Origin of the sequence: Nocardia puris, assembly GCF_003315035.1 — a bacterium.
Classification (GTDB): domain Bacteria; phylum Actinomycetota; class Actinomycetes; order Mycobacteriales; family Mycobacteriaceae; genus Nocardia; species Nocardia puris.
The window spans coordinates 311,318-329,307 of record NZ_QNRE01000003.1 but is presented as its reverse complement, the minus strand read 5'-3'; the positions used below and the strand labels follow the sequence as shown (position 1 = coordinate 329,307).

Genomic DNA, 17,990 nt, shown 5'->3' with positions numbered 1-17,990 from the left:
CCGGGAGGCGTGGCATTCCGCACGAAGGATCGTCAGTGAAGCGACAGCAGCGAATCCGGCGCGCCCACCCGAGCCCCCGCCCGTCCGGCGGCCGCTACGACACCGTGGGGTCTTTCCGCGACGACGCCGATGTGTTCGGATGGTCCGGGGCGGAAGGGCAGCAGCCGATGTTCAGGAACGACGACGATCAGCAGCGCAACCGGCCGGAGGACTGGGCTGGCGCGGCCGTCGTGTTCGGGATCCTGCTGGTGATCGCCGTGGTGCTGGCCGCGCTGGTCTCCACCGCCGATTTCGGTGACGAGGCGCCCTCGCCCGGGGTGACCCGCACACCGGGCCCGTGCGAGCCGTTCTGCATCGCGCCGCAGCCCTGACGGCTACACCCACACACCCTTGCCGACGGTCACCACACCGCCGTTGCTGACGGCGAAGCGATCGCGGTCGCGCTCGAGGTCCACGCCGATGATCTCGCCCTCGCCCACCACCACGTTCTTGTCCAGAATCGCGTGCCGCACCACCGCGCCGCGCCCGATCCGCACGCCCGGCATGAGGACGCAGCCCTCCACGGTGGCGCCGTCGTCGACCATCACGTTGGAGCTGAGCACCGAGGTGCGCACCGTGGCCGCCGACAGGATGCTGCCCGCCCCGACGATGCACTCCTGGGCCAGCCCGCCCTGGGCGAACTTGGCGGGCGGCAGGTTCTCGGCCGCGCCGCGGATGGGCCAGTGCTTGTTGTAGAGGTTGAACACCGGGTGCACCGAGACCAGGTCCATGTGCGCGTCGTAGAACGCGTCGATGGTGCCCACGTCGCGCCAGTAGCCGCGGTCGCGTTCGGTGGCGCCGGGCACCTCGTTGTCGGCGAAGTCGTAGACGCCCGCCTCGCCCGCCGCGACCAGCGCGGGGATGATGTCGCCGCCCATGTCGTGGTCGGAGTCGGAGTTGTCGGCGTCGGCGCGGATCGAGTCCACCAGCACCTTGGTGGTGAACACGTAGTTGCCCATCGAGGCGAAGGTGACATTGGGGTCGTCGGGGGTGCCCGGCGGGTGCGCCGGCTTCTCCAGGAACTGGGTGATGCGCCCGGACTCGTCGGAATCGATGCAGCCGAACGCGCTCGCCTCGCTGCGCGGCACCCGGATGCCCGCCACCGTGACGCCCGCGCCGGACTCGATGTGGTGCGCCAGCATCTGCTCGGGGTCCATCCGGTACACGTGGTCGGCGCCGAACACCACGATGTAGTCGGGGTCCTCGTCGTAGATCAGGTTCAGCGACTGCATGATCGCGTCGGCGCTGCCCGTGTACCAGCGCGGGCCGAGCCGCTGCTGCGCGGGCACCGGCGTGATGTACTCGCCGCCGAACCCGGACAGCCGCCAGGTCTGGGAGATGTGGCGGTCCAGCGAATGCGACTTGTACTGGGTGAGCACGCACAGCCGCAGGAAGCCCGCGTTGACCAGGTTGCTCAGCACGAAGTCGATGAGCCGGTACGCACCCCCGAACGGGACCGCGGGCTTGGCCCGGTCGGCGGTGAGCGGGAACAGGCGCTTGCCCTCGCCACCGGCGAGCACGATCCCTAATACGTGCGGCTGGCTCCTCACAGTCCACAAACTACCGTGAAGTGCGGGCGCGGGTGGCCCCTGCGCAGTCGAGCGTCTACTTTGAACCGGTGAGTTTCGGCACGGACGGCGGGCGCTCGACGGCGGTTTCCGGCGAGACGGGGCAGCTCGGCGACCTGTTACGCGTCGCGATGCTGACCCGCGAATATCCCCCTGAGGTGTACGGGGGCGCCGGCGTGCACGTCACGCAGCTGACCGCCGAGCTGCGCAGGCTGTGCGAGGTGACGGTGCACTGCATGGGCGCCGAGCGCGCGGATGCCGTGGTGCACCAACCCGATCCGTCGCTGTACGCCGCCAACGCCGCGTTGCAGATGATGTCCACCCAGTTGCGGATGGCCGACGCCGTCGGCGAGGTGGATGTGGTGCATTCGCATACCTGGTACACCGGCCTCGCCGGACATCTGGCGGCCACGCTCTACGGCGTCCCGCACATACTCACCGCGCATTCGCTGGAGCCGCGACGGCCGTGGAAGGCGGAGCAGCTGGGCGGCGGCTATCGGCTCTCGTCGTGGTCGGAACGCAACGCTATGGAGCACGCCGACGCCGTCATCGCGGTCAGTGAAGGCATGCGCCGGGACGTGCTCGACGCCTATCCCGCGATCGACCCCGCCCGGGTGCACGTGGTGCACAACGGGATCGACGCCACGCTGTGGCAGCCCGGGCCCGCCGAGCCCGGCTCCCGGCACATACTCGACGAGCTGGGCGTGCGCACCGACCAACCCATCGCCGCGTTCGTCGGGCGTATCACGCGGCAGAAGGGCGTGGGGCACCTCCTCGCCGCCGCACGCGATTTCGCGCCCGACATCCAACTGGTGCTGTGCGCGGGCGCGCCCGACACCGAGGAGCTCGCCGAAGAGACCGCGGCCGCCGTCGAGGAGCTGCGCGCCCGCCGTGGCAACGTGTTCTGGGTGCGCGAGATGCTGCCCACCGAGCAGATCCGCCAGATCCTCGCCGCCGCCACCGTTTTCGTCTGCCCGTCGGTCTACGAGCCGCTCGGCATCGTCAACCTGGAGGCGATGGCCTGCGCCACCGCCGTGGTGGCCTCCGACGTGGGCGGCATCCCCGAGGTGGTCGTCGACGGCGACACCGGACGGCTGGTGCACTACGACCCGGGCGCCGTCGAGAAGTACGAACGCGATCTGGCCGACGCGGTGAACGAGGTCGCCGGCGATCCGATCCGCGCGGCGGAGTTCGGCGCGGCCGGGCGGGCCCGCGCCATCGCGGAATTCGACTGGTCCCGGATCGCGGAACGCACCGTCGAGGTGTACCGGCACGCGCGCGCCGAGCGGGTGGGTCAGCCGGGGCAGTAGCCAGGTCGCGGCCGGGTGGACGTGCGGGGGCCGGGAGGCGTGCGGGGGCCTGGAGGTCAGCCGCCGCGTACGCCTCGTGCCCAGCCGGCGCCTGTCGGGCCGGGTACCAGCCGTTGAGTACGCGCCGCGCCAGCCGGTGACGGATGGTGCCGGATGCGCGGCGCGCGTGCAGGTGCCGGGGCGAACCCCGGTCAGGGCGGCGGCGAGCCCCGCTCAGACCGGGCGGTAGGTCGTCACGACCACCGACGCGGTGACCTCCACCCGGTCGGGGAGTGCGGCCAGGCGGGCCGCGCGCTCGTCCGTGCCGTGGTGCGCCGACGGCCCCATGCCGACCACCGCCGCGACCGCCGCGCGGCCCAGCTTCATCGGGTACTCGACCACCGTGCGGTCGCCGGGCGCGAAGTGTCCCGCCATGGTCTCGGCGAGGCGGCGGTCCTTGTCGGGGTCCACGCCGACCATGCCCAGGTGCTCGACCAGTTCGCCGAGATGACGGTCGGTGGGCGCGGCGACCACGAACCGTCCGTCCGCGCCGAGCACCCGCGCCACCTCCGACGGGTTGCGCGGCGCGAACACCGAGAGCACACCACCGAGCACGCCGTCGCGGACCGGCAGCCCGCGCCAGGCGTCGGCCAGCACCGCGGCGGCGCGCGGATGCGCGCGAGCACAGCGCCGCGCGGCGGGTTTGGCCACGTCCAGCGCGATACCGCGCGCCTCGGGCGCGGCGTCCAGCGCGGCGGCCAGGTAGTAGCCTGTGCCCGCGCCGACCTCGAGCAGGGGCGCGTGCCCGCCGACGGCGGCGGCCACCGCGTCGGCGATCGGCGCGAAATGTCCTTCGCTCTGGAAGGCGGCGCGGGCGTCGAGCATGGCGGCGGAATCGCCGGTCATCTTGGTCGACGCACCCGTCAGCAGGCTGACGTAGCCCTGCTTGGCCAGGTCGAAACTGTGGCCGCGGCCGCAGCGCAGCGCCCGGTCGGCCACCTCGAGGCCGAGGTGGCACTCCGGGCAGGCCAGCAGGCCGGCCACCTCGGCGAGTGTCGTGGGACTAGCTGGTGACACTCTTCAGTTCGTCACCGAGCGCCGCCGCCTCATCCGGCGTGAGCTCTACGACCAGACGCCCGCCACCCTCGAGTGGAACCCGCATCACGATTCCACGCCCTTCTTTGGTTGCCTCGAGGGGACCGTCCCCGGTGCGGGGCTTCATGGCCGCCATCCTCTGCTCCCTCCAGATCTGCGCGGTCTTCTGCGCACTTTCTTGGAACTACAGTTGTCACCAACCAGGCAGCTCGCCGGTATTCGGCGAGCTACACCGGTCCTATTCTTCCCTATCGCCGATGTGGACGGATACCTGAGTTCGAAATGTGACCGCCGGGTCGGTATCGCCGGGGTCGCCGCCCACCCAGCAGTCCGCGAGGTGGTCGTCGACCATTCCCGTGGCCTGCATCAGCGCGTACGCCGTGGTGGGTCCCACGAAACGAAAGCCTTGTTTCTTCAATTGTTTTGCCAGAGCGACGGATTCGGGCGTGGTGACGGGGACGTCGGCGAGGGTGCGCGGGCGCGGGCGCGGCGGCGGCGCGAACGACCAGATCAGCCGGTCCAGCCCGTCGGGCAGGGCGAGTGCGGCGCGCGCGTTGGTGATGGCCGCCTCGATTTTCGCGCGATTGCGGACGATGCCCGCGTCGGCCATCAGGCGCGCCACGTCGTCGTCGCCGAAGCCTGCCACGCGCTCGATCGAGAAGCCGGCGAACGCGGCGCGGAACGCCGGGCGCTTGCGCAGAATGGTGATCCACGCCAGTCCGGATTGGAATGCCTCGAGGCAGACCCGTTCGAACAAGGCGTCGTCGCCGTGGACGGGCTTGCCCCACTCGCGGTCGTGATAGGCGCGGTAGAGATCGGACCCGTCCGCCCACTCACAGCGCACGCGTCCGTCGGGCGGCTGGGTGAAGTCGTCGCTCATGACGGGCCGGAGGTCCGGTGCGGCCGCGAGCCCTCGGCCGGCTCGGACGCGAGGTTGAACGGGATGCCCCACCTGTCGGAGGACGGTGTCGCGCCGGGCTGCGCGGCGGGGGCGGCCGGCTCGTCGCGGCTGAGCGGGGTGCCCCAGCCGGTGGTGGTCTGCTCGGACGATCCGGCGGTGTCGCCACCGCTCGCTGCCGGGCTGGTCGGTGTGCCGCCAGCCGGTGTGGTCTGCTGGTCGTAGCCGGAGGTGGCCGGTTCGCCGGTGGCACTCCAGGCCGTGGGATATCGGTACCCGGTCGCTGTGCTCGAGGCACCGTTGTCGGGGGTGGTTCCCGGGCCCGTCGCGGTGCCGCCCGGTGCCTCCGGAGTCCACGTCTGCCCGGCCGTGCCGTTGAAGCCCACGTCGTCCTTGGCGAGCTCGGGTGTGGACGCCGTACCGCCGGTCCGGGATTCGGAGTCGCGGCCCGTCGCCGGACGCGGGGCGGGCACGGAGCGCGCCTGCGCGAGTTCGATCTGCAACTCGTCGATGCGGGCGGCCAGCCGGGCCAGCGCCCAGTCCACCTCGGCCGCCTTGTACCCGCGCACCACCTGCTGGAACCGCAGCGCGCGCACATCGGCGCCGGTGATCCCCTCGGCGGGCAGCACGGTGGCCGTCGTGCCCTCCGGCAACGGGCCCAGTTCCTCACCCCGTCCGAAGATCGCGCTCGCGACGAAGAACAGCGCCGCGGCCACCAGCCCGACGAACACCACGTACATCAGCAGCGTGAGCATGCCCCGAGCTTATTTGGCCGCGCCGACACCCGGGACGGGCGCACCCGTCTACCGCGCGCCCCCGCTGCCGAACGGGTTCTCCAGCACCGAGCACCGCAGCACCAATTCACCGCCCGGCGATCGCGACCGGACCGGCCGGGAGCTCGCCGGGGCAGACCCCTCCAGCGGCGATCGCGACTGCCCCGGTCGAGAGCCCGCCGGCGCGGACCCCTACAGGTGGCGGGTGGTATCGATGCCCAGCGACATGCCCGCGAGTCCGCGGCGGCGGACGGCGAGTTTGTCGGCGACGGAGAGCAGGGCCTTGGCCGAGGCGCTGTCGGGGTCGCGCAGTACGATCGGGGTGCCTTCGTCGCCCGCCTCGCGCAGCGCCTGCTCGATCGGGATCTGGCCCAGCAGCGGCACATTCGCGCCGACCGCGCGGGTGAGGCTGTCGGCCACGGTCTGGCCACCGCCCGAGCCGTAGAGGTCCATGCGGGTGCCGTCGGGCAGGTCCAGCCACGACATGTTCTCCACCACGCCGACGATCCGCTGCCGCGTCTGCAGGGCGATCGACCCGGCCCGCTCGGCCACCTCGGCGGCGGCCAGCTGCGGTGTGGTGACCACCAGGATCTCGGCGTTGGGGATCAGCTGGGCCAGCGAGATGGCCACGTCGCCGGTGCCGGGCGGCAGGTCGAGCAGCAGCACGTCCAGATCGCCCCAGAACACGTCCACCAGGAACTGCTGCAGCGCGCGGTGCAGCATCGGGCCGCGCCACACCACGGGCGTGTTGCCCTGGGTGAACATGGCGATGGAGATGACCTTCACGTCGTGTGAGACGGGCGGCAGGATCATCCGCTCCACCTGCGTGGGCCGCGCGTCGGTGCCGAGCATGCGCGGCACCGAGTGGCCGTAGATATCGGCGTCGAGCACGCCGACCGACAGGCCGCGCGCCGCCATCGCCGCCGCCAGGTTGACGGTCACGCTGGACTTGCCGACGCCGCCCTTGCCCGACGCGACCGCGTACACGCGGGTGAGCGATCCGGGCTGAGCGAACGGGATCACCGGCTCGGCCGAATCGCCGCGCAACTGCTTGCGCAGTTCGGTGCGCTGCTCGTCGTTCATCACGTCGAGGTCGACCGAGATGGCACCCACACCCGGCACATCGGCCACCGCTTTGGTGACCCGCTGGATGATCTCGGTGCGCAACGGGCACCCGGCCGTCGTCAGGTACACCTCGACGTGGACGTTGCTCTCGGCATCGATCCCGATGCTCTTCACCATGCCGAGTTCGGTGATCGGTTTACGGATCTCCGGATCGTCGACCTTCGCGAGCGCGCCCCGCACGTCCGTTTCCGTTACCACTGGCATATCCGAATTTTACGGGCTTCAGATACGGGGGAGCTCCGCGGGCTTGGGTGCGACCCCCGTGCCGTAGGAGTTGGCCCAGGCCATGACGTTGGCGACGTAGGCCATCGAGTTGTTGTAGCGCAGGATCGCGCGGGAGCGCTGGGACAGATCCCGCATGTCCAGATTGCCGTCGCAGAGGTACTTTCCGGCCGTCAGCGCGGCGTCGTAGAGGTTCTGCGGGTCGGCGATGCCGTCGCCGTTGCCGTCGGCGGCGTATCGCGTCCAGGTCTCGGGCAGGAACTGCATGGGGCCCACGGCGCGGTCGTAGCCGCCGAGCCCGTCGAGGGCACCGCCGTCGCTGTCGTGGATGACCGCGTTGCCCGCCAGCGAGCCGTCCAGGACGGGACCGTAGACGGGGTCGAGCGGATTGCCCTCGGCATCGGCCTTGCCGCCGAAGACGTGCGTGGACTCGACGCGGCCGATGCCGGCCAGCAGGGTCCACTCCATGTTGCAGACCGGGTTCTGCGCGGCGAGCAACTGCTCGGCGTTCTGGTACGCCGCCACCGCGACGCCAGGGATGCCGCCCGGCCCGGCGGGGAGTTCGGCCTTCGCCCGATCAGTGGGCAGCGCAACGGTTTTCACGACCGGCTTGGCCGCGACGCCCTGTGCGGCCATCGCGTGTTCGACGTAACCGTCGTCGGTGACCTCCGCGGCGCCGAGGGCGCCGAGGAGACCGCCCTCCTCGGCGACCTCCTGGACGGCGGTGTGGCCGGAATTCAGATCGGATGCCGCGGCGCAGGCCACGAATCCGGTGGGAACCAATCCTGTCAGTGCGAGAACGGAGCCGCGTTTGACGGTGGCAGGCGATTGCTTGCGGTGACGCCCCACGGTGTGGTGACCCTCCTCCAATAGCGCTGAGGCTCTGCGTTCCGCGAAGTGTCCGTGCGCGGGGAGCGCTGGGTCACCTTCGTGGACGAAGGAGAGATTACCGTATTCGAGACGTTTTTGTTACTACTTCGTGATCTGGATTGAGGTTTGGTCTCAGCCCTGCGGCGGAGCGGGCGGGCCGGGCGGCAGCGGGATCACGATTCCGAACGGCAGCGTGATGCCCGGGGCCGGCGGCGGGGGCGGCGGGACGTCCTGCGGAGCCTCGGCCGGGCCGGGCTCGGGGGTCTTGGTGACCTCGGGCGCGGGCGGCGCGGCGGGCGCCGGTTCCTGGGCCTGCTGCGGACCGGGCTGACCCGGTTCGGGCGCGGGCGCGCACGCGGGGTTCGGCTCCGGGGCGTTCGCCGGATCGCCCTGCGCGCCGAACTCCTGCTCGGTGCCGACCGGCTTGCCGTCCGGACCGAGGGGCCGCGCGGGCTCGCCGGGCTGCGGCATCGGCGCCGGAACCACCACGGGCTCACAGGGATTCGGCGGCGGGGGCGGCGGCGGGCAGAAGATGCCGCACGGGATCGGCGGCAGGCCGGGAATGGTGATCATCACCTGGGTCGGGGTCTGCTGCGGCGGCACCACGTAGGTGGTCGAGGGCAGCGCGTCGGCGGGCGAGGTGGGCGCGCCGGGCACCGTGGTGCCGACGGCCTGCATGTCCGGGCCCGCCTGGATGGGTGCCGAGCCGGGCGGGATGAGATCGGGCGAGATGGTCACCTGGCTGGGCGACCCGCCGGTGCGGTAGGCGGCCGACCAGCTGAGCACGTCGGCGGCGTAGGACATCGAGTTGTTGTAGCGCAATACCGAGCGCAGTTCCTGCGCCGGATCGCGCAGGTCGAGCCCGCCCGAGCAGAGGTACTTGCCCGCGGCCAGCGCGGAGTCGAAGACGTTGTGCGGATCGGCCACGCCGTCGCCGTTGCCGTCGGCGGCGTAGAGGCTCCAGGTGCCGGGCAGGAACTGCATGGGCCCGATCGCCCGCACGTAACCGCCGTCGGCCGCCTTGATGATTTCGTTGCCGGGCAGCGTGCCGTCGAGCGCCGGGCCGAAGATCGGCGTGACGGTGGTGCCCGCCGCGTCGGTGCGCCCGCTGCCCGCGTGCCCGGACTCGATGCGGCCGATGCCGGCGAGCAGGTTCCAGGTGAGCCCGCAGCCCGGCTGCGAGGACTGCATGGCGAGTTCGGCGTTGCGGTAGGCGGCGAGCACGACCTCGGGGATGCCGAGTGCCCCGCCGGTGTTGGGCAGCGAGATCTCCCGCAGCGGCACGGTGCCCGCGAACGGCGGCAGACCGTCGGCCGTCGGGTTCATAGCTCGCAGTTTGCGGGGGGAGTCAGGGGTGACCGGGAGCAGTCCCACTGTCCGGGACAATGCGGCGTCCCCGTCGGCGGCGGCCTCCTCGCCGGTGCCGTTCGGCCGGGCGGACGCGGCGAGCAACGCCTCCGGCGCGGCGGGGGGCTCACTGGTGGTCGCGTGCTGGGCGGCCGAGCCCGAGGCGACGAGACCAGCGACGACGAGGGCCGACATGGTTATCGGGGCGGATACTCGCATTCGGCCACACCAATCCTTCAACGTCACGGGAGCGTGTCGACAGGGGGCGGCTGGGACGGGCGTCTACCCGGCCCTCGCAACCCCCGACCCGGCCCGCTCGGGACAACGCTGTCCAGGTTACCCAGGGGTCAGGATGTTGTAGAGCATTTCCGGTCAATCATCGGAGACCGGCGGCGCGACCTGGGGTGTTGCGGCGCGTCCACCGGAGGATTTCTTGCGTTTGACCTTTCCAGCCGTGGTCTCGGGTGTCGCGGACGCGCCGTCGGTGGTCGCCACCGCGATGCGGTCGAGGACTTCGCGCAGCTCCTCCAACTCCCGGCGCAGGTAGTCGCGGGTGGCCACATCGCCGACCGCCAACCGCAACGCCGCGAGTTCGCGGGCGAGAAACTCGGTGTCGGCTTTGGTCTGCGCGGCGCGCTGCCGATCCTCCTCCAGCGCCACCCGGTCGCGGTTGTCCTGACGGTTCTGCGCCAGCAGGATCAGCGGCGCCGCGTAGGCGGCCTGGGTGGAGAACGCCAGGTTCAACAGGATGAACGGATAAGGGTCCCACCGCAGCGCCACCACGGTCACGTTGAGGATGATCCAGACGATCACGACCACGGTCTGGATCGCCAGGTACCGGCCGGTGCCGAGGAATCGGGCCACCCGCTCGGAGCTGCGGGCCAGGGCCTCGGCATCCCAGTCGAAGCGGAACCGCGACTCCATCGGCGTCTCCAGCCGCTGGCGCGCCGAGCTCGTGCCCGGCCGCGGCCACGCGCCCTTCTCAGTCATGGACCGCGACCCCTTGGTGCCGTTCTTCTTCACGCCAGTCCTCCGGCAGCAGATGGTCCAGGACGTCGTCGACGCTGACCGCGCCCAGCAAGTGGTTCTCGTCGTCCACCACCGGCCCGCACACCAAGTTGTAGGTCGCGAAATAGCGGGTGACCGCCGTGAGCGGCACCTCGGGGCCCAACGGCGCGAGGTCGGCGTCGATGATCCCGCCCACCAGGTGCGCGGGCGGCTCGCGCAGCAACTGCTGGATGTGCACGCAGCCGAGGTAGCGGCCGGTGGGCGTGGCCGTCGGCGGGCGCACCACGAACACCATCGACGCCAGCGCGGGCGTGAGGTCGGGGTTGCGCACCCTGGCCAGCGCCTCCGCCACCGTGGTGGCCGGCGTCAGGATCACCGGCTTGGGCGTCATCAGGCCACCCGCGGTGTCGGGCGAGTGCTGCAGCAGCCGGCGCACCGGTTCGGATTCCTCCGGATCCATCAGCGCCAGCAGCGATTCGCGCTCGCCGGTGGGCAGTTCGCCGAGGAGGTCGGCGGCGTCGTCGGGGTCCATGGCCTCGAGCACGTCGGCGGCGCGGCGCACCTCCAGGTGGCCGAGCAGATCCACCTGGTCGTCGTCGGGGAGTTCCTGCACCACGTCGGCGAGGCGTTCGTCGTCGAGCGCCTCGGCCACCTCGATGCGGCGCTTCTCCGGCAGCTCGCGCAGCTGGTGCGCCACGTCGGCCGGGCGCAGGCCCTCGAATCGTTCGAGCAGCTGGGTCACGTCCTGGCCCGGCCTGCCGATCTCGTACGGCGTGAGACCGGAGACCGTCGACCAGTCCACCACGTGCACCGTGCGCCGCCGCCCGATCCTGCGGTGCCCGCGCACCGCGACCCGCGACACCCGCCAGTCCCTGGTGCGGGTCAGCTCCAGCCCGAGATCGACCACGAACACGTCCACGCCCGCCAGATCGGTGAGTTCCGGATCCTCCACGCGCACCGTGGAATCCACGATCTGCGCCAGCGCCAGCATCTCGCCGGGCCGTTGCTGGAAGCGGCGCAGGCTCACGGTGCCGGTGTTGAGCGCGATGGAACCGGGCTCGATCGAGGTGACGCGCAACATCGGGACGAAGATCCTTCGCCTGGTCGGCAATTCGACGACCAAGCCGTGCACGCGGGGTTGCTGACGGTCGTAGCGGACGGCCACGACGACGTCGCGGACCCTGCCGATAGACTCGCCGTCGGGTCCCAGAACCGCCAATCCGGCAAGCCTGGCGACGTACACCCTGGTAGCTGCCATGCTGCCCAGGCTAGAGGTTGACGTGCCGGGAGACCGCACCACGGCACGGGAGGAGTGTTCGATGAGGCCGCGTCGTTCGGTGCTCGCCGTCCCCGGCAGCAACCCGAAGATGATCGAGAAAGCCAAGGGCTTGCCCGTCGACGAGGTCTTCCTGGATCTGGAGGACGCGGTCGCGCCCGCCGCCAAGGCGGCGGCCCGCGCGAACATCGTCGCGGCGCTGAACCAGCCCGGCTGGGGCGCGCAGTTGCGGGTGGTGCGCGTCAACGACTGGACCACGCCGTGGACCTACGCCGATGTGATCGCCGCGGTGGACGGCGCGGGCTCGGCCATCGACGCGATCCTGCTCCCCAAGGTCACCGACGGCGGCCAGGTGCGCGCACTGGACCTGCTGCTCACGCAGTTGGAGAAGGCCAACGGCCTGGAGCCGGGCCGCATCGGCATCGAGCCGCAGCTGGAGAACGCGCTCGGCCTGCGCAATATCGACGAGATCGCCACCGCGAGCCCGCGCGTGCAGGCGCTGGTGTTCGGGCCCGCCGACTTCATGGCCAGCATCAACATGCGCACACTCGTGGTGGGCGAGCAGCCGGAGGGCTACGACACCGGCGACGCCTACCACCACATCCTCATGACGATCCTGCTCACCGCCCGCGCGCACGGGTTGCAGGCCATCGACGGCCCGTACCTGCAGATCCGCGACGTGGACGGCTTCCGCCGGGCGGCGGCCCGCACGGCCGCCCTGGGTTTCGACGGCAAGTGGGTGCTGCACCCGGGCCAGATCGACGCGGCCAACGAGATCTTCAGCCCCCGCCAGTTGGATTACGATCGCGCGGAAGAAATCCTGGACGCCTATGCCTTTCATACGTCGATCGAGGGCGGCGCGCGCGGCGCGGTGATGCTGGGTGCGGAGATGATCGATGAGGCCAGCGCCAAGATGGCGCAGGTGATCGCCGAGAAGGGCCGGGCCGCCGGGATGGCGCGAACGACGCGTTTCACACCACCCAACTACGGTTCCGGATAGCAGAATGGTGTTATGACGAATCCCTTGGGGAACTCGAATCGTGCCCGCCAGGGCCTGCCGACCCCGCCGTCGGGGTGGCCGGTCGGCTCGTACCCGACCTACGCCGAGGCGCAGCGGGCGGTCGACTACCTGGCCGACAGCCAGTTCCCGGTGCAGGACGTGACCATCGTCGGCGTCGACCTCATGCAGGTCGAGCGCGTGCTCTACCGCCTGAACTGGGGCAAGGTGATCGGCGGCGGCGTGGTGTCGGGCGCGTGGCTGGGCCTGTTCCTCGGTCTGCTGCTGAGCCTGTTCACCACCAGCGGCACCCTCGGCCCGCTGCTCGTCGGCCTGGTCGGCGGCATCATCTTCGGCGTCATCTCGACGTCGATCCCGTACGCGGCCACCAAGGGCCAGCGCGACTTCGCCTCCACCATGCAACTGGTGGCGGGCCGTTACGACGTGCTGTGCGACCCGAAGTCGGCCGAGCAGGCGCGGGACATGCTGGCGCGGTTGGCGATCTGAGCGCATGGACGTGATCGACGCGGTCCGCACCGGCGTGCTGGACCACTTCGGGGTGGAGCGCGGCGCCATCGACTCCGCCTCGGTGACCTTTCTCGGGCTCGAGCCGATCGAGATCCTGCGCATTCCGGACGGCGAGATCGTCCACTACGTCACCCTCGGCGGTTCCCGCCACCCGATGGGCGATCCGGGCGACCTGCACGCCGACCCGGTGCGCGGGCCGCGCGCCGAGCTGGTGCTGAGCCTGCGGATCGGCACCGCGCAGCCGGGACTGCCCAAATCGCTCGGCATCCTGGTCGCGACGCCCGCCGTGGAAGGTGTTGTCCTGCAACCGGATGCGCTGCTGGACCTGGGCGAACCGCTGTGGCAGGGCGCGGTGTTCACCGCGGTATTGCTGGGGGACAGCGACATTCCCGCCGTGGCGCTGCCCGAACCTGCGGAACCCGTTCGGTACCTGACGGTTACGCCGGTGACGGCGACGGAGGCCGCGTGGGTCCGGGTGCGCGGTGCGGGGGCGCTGCGGGATGCGTGGGCCGAGGCGGGGATCGACACTCGCGATCCGGGGCGCGGGGCGGCGTCGCTGTAGGAGTTCGTGAAGCGTCGGCACGTTGCGTGATCCGTGAATGCCGGCGAGGACGCCGCTCGATCGAGTATCGGTCCCTGGCGAAGTCGGGCGGCGAGGGATGTCCGGGTTGTCGACGGTCCAGGCGTCGCGCCGGCGCGGGCAAAGATCGGGCACTCGCCGATGAGTTCTCGCCACCCGCCCCGTCACTACCGGCATGACGACACACAAGCTCGAAGTGCCCGGCGCCACGCTCACCTACGACGTCCACGGGCCCATCCCGACCGCCGACGGGCGGCCGCCGCTGCTCATGACCGGACTCCCGATGGACGCGAGCGGGTTCGCCACGCTCGCCTCGTACTTCCCCGAGCGCACGGTTGTCACCTACGACCCGCGCGGCCTCGGGCGCAGCGTCCGCACCGACGGCGCGGTCGACAACGACCCGGCCGTCCACGCCGAGGACGTGCACGCCGTCGTCCGCGCCCTCGACGCCGGCCCGGTCGAGATCTTCGCCAGCAGCGGCGGGGCCATCGTCGCGCTCGCGCTCGTCACCGCGCACGCCGACGACGTGACCACCCTCATCGCGCACGAACCGCCCCTGCTGTCCGTGCTCCCCGACGCCGCGGCGGCCGAACGCGCCGCCGACGGATACCGCAACGCCTACGCCGCCGAAGGTTTCGGCGCGGGCATGGCGGCGTTCATCGCGATGACGTCCTGGCAGGGCGAATACACCGACGAGTACTTCGCCGCGCCCGCCGCGGACCCCGCGATGTTCGGCCTGCCCACCGAGGACGACGGCTCGCGCGACGACCCGCTGCTGTCGGAGCGGTCCCGGGCCGTCGTCGGCTACCGCCCCGATATCGCCGCGCTCACCGCGGCGCCGACCCGGATCGTGCTCGGCTACGGCGAGGAGTCGAGGGGCACGGTCACCGAACGCACTTCGACGGCGGTCGCCGCGCGGCTCGGTCTCGAGCCGGCGGTCTTCCCCAGCCATCACGGCGGGTTCACGGGCCCCGAGTCCGGCTACGCGGGGGAGCCGGAGGCGTTCGCGCGGGTCCTCCACGAAGTGCTCGACGAGGTCAGCTGAAACCAGCGTGTTCCCGGTCGGCGGCACCTTTCCCTCCCGGGTGCCGTTCGACGGACATCTCCTTCAATCTGCGCTATATTCAGAATATTATGAATATGACGCACACGCTTGCTCTTTCGGGTTGCGACCTCCGGTTCCGCGACAGCGGCGAGACAGGTCTGCCGGTGGTGTTCACCCACGGGGCCGGTGTCGATGCGCGCATGTTCGACCAGCAGGTGGACGCGGTGGTGCGGGCCGGTTTCCGCGCGGTGAGCTGGGACCTGCGCGGCCACGGTGAATCGCGCCCGGACCGCGCGGGATTCACCGCCGAGCGGGCGCTGGCCGATCTCACCGCGTTGATCGACCACCTCGACCTGGACCGGCCGGTGCTCGTCGGGCATTCGCTGGGTGGGAATCTGAGCCAAGCGGCGGTGCGGCGGGCGCCGGAGCGCTTCGCGGGGTTGGTCGTCATCGACTCGACGTGGAACTCCGGGCCGCTGCGGGCGGGGGAGCGTGCGCTGTTGCGCCTGGCGGCGCCGATGCTGCGGCTGATCCCGGCGCGATCGCTGCCCCGGCTGATGGCCGACGCGTCGGCGGAGACGCCCGCGGCCCGCTCCTACGCCGCCGAGGCGTTCGCGCGGATCGGCAAGGCCGAGTTCGTCCAGGTCTGGCGGGCCACCGCGAGCCTGGTGGATCCGGATCCGGGGTATCGGATTCCGTTGCCGCTCTGCCTGATTCGCGGCGAGCGTGACCGGACCGGCAATATCGCCACGGCGATGCGGCGATGGGCGGAAGCCGAGGGGGTCGCCGACCACGTCATCCCGGACGCGGGCCACCTCGCGCCGCTGGACGCCCCCGACGCCGTCGGTGCGGTGCTCGTCGACTTCCTGCGGGGAATCGAGCGGTGAGCGCCGACGAACGCGAGGAGTTCGCCCAGCAACTCGGCGACCTGTTCGCCGCCTGGCACCTCGCCCGCGCCACCGGCCGCGTCTACGGCAGGCTGCTGCTCGAATCCGAACCGGTCGGCCTCGACCACCTCGGCGCGCTCACCGGGGCCAGCGCGGGCGCGGTGAGCACCGCCGTCCGCGAGCTGGTGTCCTGGGGGCTCGCCCGCACCATCCCGCAGCCCGGTAGCCGACGCCTGCTCGTGGAGGCGTGCGGCGGGTTGGAGAACCTCCTGGCGGCCAGTCAGCAGCGGGCGCGGCGGTTCGTGGACGTGCTGCGCGACGGTGCGGAACTCGCCGACGGGCCGCGGGCGCGGGAGCGGTTGAACGACGTCACCGACCTGTTCCAGAGGTACGTGGAAGCGGGGGACGCGATTCTGCGTCCGCGTGAGTCCGGGGAAAGTACTTCTGGCCGAAGGTGATTCACGTGCGTCGCGCACCTTCACCAACCTCGGGGACCCGCTCGACCGGAGTGCACCGACGACCCGGCCATGACCGAGTTCTCCGAGACCGTGCGATGAGCACCAGCCTTAGTGCGTGGCTTGCGGTCGTGGCGCGGCGCTTCGCGCGGACCAGGCCGAATCGCGCCGGCGCGCCGCCCGGTTCGGGCTGCTCGCGGCACCGGCGCCGGTGGTGCGTGCGCGTCGAACGTCATCCTCGAGGCGGATGCACGTGCCCACCTCGCGCTCGTAGCATGCTCGGTGTGAAACTCGGAATGCTGTCTTGCACAAGCGCGCTCGTCCTCGCCGCCGCGGCCGTCGTCGCACCCACCGCGTCGGCGATCCCCACCGGTTCGTTCGGTGACGGCAGGCAGGTGGTGATCATCGACGGCGTGCTCGAGATCAGCAACCTCGACGAATGCTGGGCCTCCGGCTTCCCCCGCGACATCGACGTCGACAACCGCAGCTCCCGCAGCTACCTCGTCTTCGCGAGCGACGACTGCTCCGGCGCACCCGTCGCCACCGTCCCCGCCCGCACCCGGGAAACCCATCACGGCTGGTCCGCGCGGGCCGCCTGAGCATCGACTCCACCGAGGTGCCGGAGGGTCCCGGACCGGGACCGAACCCCGGGCAAATCTCCCGCGACCACCCCTTGACTCCCGCCGGATGAGGAGGACACTGGAACTACACCGGAACACCGAAGGGTGCGCAACGCTCGAAGAAGACGTTCGGAGAACGCGAAACATCCTCCAGAGATCCGGCCAGGCCCCCGGCAAGCCAGTCGAAGACCGGAGCCGTCAGCGACGACTGAGGCTCATGGATTCGATGCAGACTACCGGGGACTGCTCTGTTCAGGACTCTCACTTCATCGATCCGTCGTTGGACTGCGCCGTTCGGGTGTGCCTCACTCGTCACCGAACCTGTCGGCGAGGTATTCGCGGAAGTCGTAGAGCCAGGGGCCATCCCGTGCGCGAGTGAAGGCCCGGCAGGAAGGCCACGTATACGTCGTATCCCGTGCCCTCGATGCCGGAGAGGCGCGGGTGGGTCCGGAGACCGTTCACGAACTGCTGGGGCCGTGGTCCTCTCGGCGTCGACGAATTATCGGCGAGTTCGCTTGTCATGTTGTCTGCGCGCCATGGCCCGGACGGTCGGATCCTCGGACGACAGCACCGACAGCAACGCTCGCTCGGCGTCGTCGCCGGGTATCCGCGCCAGGGCGTGCACAGCCTTCGAGGCCAGCGCCCGATTGTCGTCCCAGGCCAGGTGATCCGGCACCCATTCGCACAGCCGGAGCAGCACGTCGACCGCGCGGGGATCGCCGAACAGGCCCAGCTGGAACGTGATGCTCTCCTGCGCTCGATGCCAATTTTCCGTCGCCAGCCGGAGATAGATCTCGACGTGGTCCGCATCGATCCCGAAGAGACTCGCCACGATCATGGCCGCTTCGAGATCGTCGGGATCACGCCGCGCCGCAGCGCTTTCCATCAGGTCGAGCCCGAGTCGCTTCCCGTCCTCGACGCCGAAGTGCCGGAGAATTTCGTTCGGCGTCGTCGGAGGCTGCCCCGGAACGCTGGCGGCGCCGAGAATCACCTGCCAGGCAGCATCATCTATCCGCACAACAGCCCTCGCCATCCACCGCCGGCACGTCCCGCGAAGGAATCATCCGGAGTCCACACGTATTCGCTCAGCCCACCACACCGCGCGGCTCGACCGCCACCGAGTATCTTCTCGAGTTCTCTTTCGCCGATCCGAGATACGCGAGGAGAGGTCGGCCTCATCGTCCGCTGTCCCGCCGTCTCGCGCCCTACCACGGTCGGCTGCGGCCGAGTTCCCGAGCGTGATCGGCGGCCGTGTTCGGGTCGGCTCCGACGAGCCGGCACCGAACACCTCACCGGCGGTGCATCGAGTGGGTGCGTGAGGCCCGGGTGGGGGCGGCCTGTGAGAATGCGCTAGTTGCGGCCTGCGAA

The 17,990-nt window shown here is 70.9% G+C and carries 19 protein-coding genes and 1 pseudogene; 9 read left to right on the top strand and 11 right to left on the bottom strand.

The annotated features are described in order from the left end of the window. Positions 1 to 35 precede the first annotated feature (35 nt). On the top strand, positions 36 to 371 hold the full coding sequence (locus tag DFR74_RS11605; protein WP_067508474.1) for a hypothetical protein: 336 nt from the start codon (positions 36 to 38) through the stop codon (positions 369 to 371). 3 nt (positions 372 to 374) lie between these two features. On the opposite strand, the gene glgC is transcribed toward DFR74_RS11605, so the two are convergent. Then, positions 375 to 1,589 carry a glucose-1-phosphate adenylyltransferase gene (gene glgC / locus DFR74_RS11600; RefSeq protein WP_067508476.1) on the bottom strand — a complete coding sequence of 405 codons (1,215 nt, stop codon included), beginning with the start codon at positions 1,587 to 1,589 and terminating at the stop codon, positions 375 to 377. A gap of 149 nt (positions 1,590 to 1,738) precedes the next feature. Here glgC and glgA point away from each other — a divergent pair, with 149 nt between their 5' ends. Further along, complete coding sequence (glgA, locus tag DFR74_RS11595; protein WP_067508507.1) at positions 1,739 to 2,917, top strand: glycogen synthase; 1,179 nt, start codon at positions 1,739 to 1,741, stop codon at positions 2,915 to 2,917. A gap of 213 nt (positions 2,918 to 3,130) precedes the next feature. On the opposite strand, the gene DFR74_RS11590 is transcribed toward glgA, so the two are convergent. From DFR74_RS11590 to DFR74_RS11550, 9 genes and pseudogenes are all read right to left on the bottom strand, one after another. Then, on the bottom strand, positions 3,131 to 3,940 hold the full coding sequence (locus tag DFR74_RS11590; RefSeq protein ID WP_113975074.1) for a putative RNA methyltransferase: 810 nt from the start codon (positions 3,938 to 3,940) through the stop codon (positions 3,131 to 3,133). 19 nt (positions 3,941 to 3,959) lie between these two features. Continuing rightward, entirely contained in the window at positions 3,960 to 4,127 is a 168-nt protein-coding gene (locus tag DFR74_RS11585) for a DUF3117 domain-containing protein (protein WP_011211259.1), read from the bottom strand. Between the two features lie 102 nt (positions 4,128 to 4,229). Beyond that, positions 4,230 to 4,871, bottom strand: coding sequence for a DNA-3-methyladenine glycosylase I (locus DFR74_RS11580; RefSeq protein WP_067513723.1), 642 nt, complete (start codon positions 4,869 to 4,871; stop codon positions 4,230 to 4,232). 410 nt (positions 4,872 to 5,281) lie between these two features. Continuing rightward, positions 5,282 to 5,644: pseudogene (locus tag DFR74_RS11575) on the bottom strand (DivIVA domain-containing protein); the annotation flags it as partial. A gap of 210 nt (positions 5,645 to 5,854) precedes the next feature. Then, positions 5,855 to 6,991, bottom strand: coding sequence for an Mrp/NBP35 family ATP-binding protein (locus DFR74_RS11570; RefSeq protein WP_067513724.1), 1,137 nt, complete (start codon positions 6,989 to 6,991; stop codon positions 5,855 to 5,857). 18 nt (positions 6,992 to 7,009) lie between these two features. Beyond that, complete coding sequence (locus DFR74_RS11565) at positions 7,010 to 7,858, bottom strand: lytic transglycosylase domain-containing protein (protein ID WP_067513725.1); 849 nt, start codon at positions 7,856 to 7,858, stop codon at positions 7,010 to 7,012. A 153-nt stretch (positions 7,859 to 8,011) separates the two neighbouring features. Further along, a complete protein-coding gene (locus DFR74_RS11560; protein ID WP_113975073.1) occupies positions 8,012 to 9,445 on the bottom strand; it encodes a lytic transglycosylase domain-containing protein in 1,434 nt (477 codons plus the stop codon). Between the two features lie 153 nt (positions 9,446 to 9,598). Next, positions 9,599 to 10,216: a DUF1003 domain-containing protein gene (locus DFR74_RS11555; protein ID WP_067513753.1), complete on the bottom strand. Its 618-nt coding sequence runs from the start codon at positions 10,214 to 10,216 to the stop codon at positions 9,599 to 9,601. After that, positions 10,209 to 11,492: a magnesium transporter MgtE N-terminal domain-containing protein gene (locus tag DFR74_RS11550; protein WP_067513726.1), complete on the bottom strand. Its 1,284-nt coding sequence runs from the start codon at positions 11,490 to 11,492 to the stop codon at positions 10,209 to 10,211. Before DFR74_RS11550 ends, DFR74_RS11555 begins: the two co-directional genes overlap by 8 nt. 61 nt (positions 11,493 to 11,553) lie before the next feature. On the opposite strand from DFR74_RS11550, the gene DFR74_RS11545 reads away from it, so the two are divergent. From DFR74_RS11545 to DFR74_RS11515, 7 genes are all read left to right on the top strand, one after another. Beyond that, positions 11,554 to 12,510: an HpcH/HpaI aldolase/citrate lyase family protein gene (locus DFR74_RS11545; RefSeq protein WP_067513727.1), complete on the top strand. Its 957-nt coding sequence runs from the start codon at positions 11,554 to 11,556 to the stop codon at positions 12,508 to 12,510. Positions 12,511 to 12,522: 12 nt separating this feature from the next. Next, on the top strand, positions 12,523 to 13,014 hold the full coding sequence (locus DFR74_RS11540; protein WP_067513728.1) for a YflT domain-containing protein: 492 nt from the start codon (positions 12,523 to 12,525) through the stop codon (positions 13,012 to 13,014). A gap of 4 nt (positions 13,015 to 13,018) precedes the next feature. Continuing rightward, the gene (locus DFR74_RS11535) at positions 13,019 to 13,597 is read left to right on the top strand and encodes a suppressor of fused domain protein (protein WP_084538126.1); all 579 of its coding nucleotides are present in this window, start codon (positions 13,019 to 13,021) and stop codon (positions 13,595 to 13,597) included. A gap of 193 nt (positions 13,598 to 13,790) precedes the next feature. After that, on the top strand, positions 13,791 to 14,660 hold the full coding sequence (locus DFR74_RS11530) for an alpha/beta fold hydrolase (protein WP_067513729.1): 870 nt from the start codon (positions 13,791 to 13,793) through the stop codon (positions 14,658 to 14,660). A 95-nt stretch (positions 14,661 to 14,755) separates the two neighbouring features. After that, complete coding sequence (locus DFR74_RS11525; protein WP_084538134.1) at positions 14,756 to 15,547, top strand: alpha/beta fold hydrolase; 792 nt, start codon at positions 14,756 to 14,758, stop codon at positions 15,545 to 15,547. Continuing rightward, positions 15,544 to 16,005, top strand: coding sequence for a GbsR/MarR family transcriptional regulator (locus DFR74_RS11520; RefSeq protein WP_067513731.1), 462 nt, complete (start codon positions 15,544 to 15,546; stop codon positions 16,003 to 16,005). The genes DFR74_RS11525 and DFR74_RS11520 overlap by 4 nt, the downstream gene beginning before the upstream one ends. Before the next feature lie 281 nt (positions 16,006 to 16,286). Continuing rightward, positions 16,287 to 16,601 (top strand): hypothetical protein, encoded by a 315-nt coding sequence (locus DFR74_RS11515; RefSeq protein ID WP_147265779.1) that lies wholly within the window; start codon positions 16,287 to 16,289, stop codon positions 16,599 to 16,601. 520 nt (positions 16,602 to 17,121) lie between these two features. On the opposite strand, the gene DFR74_RS11510 is transcribed toward DFR74_RS11515, so the two are convergent. Continuing rightward, the gene (locus DFR74_RS11510) at positions 17,122 to 17,613 is read right to left on the bottom strand and encodes a HEAT repeat domain-containing protein (protein ID WP_084538127.1); all 492 of its coding nucleotides are present in this window, start codon (positions 17,611 to 17,613) and stop codon (positions 17,122 to 17,124) included. Positions 17,614 to 17,990 lie beyond the last annotated feature (377 nt).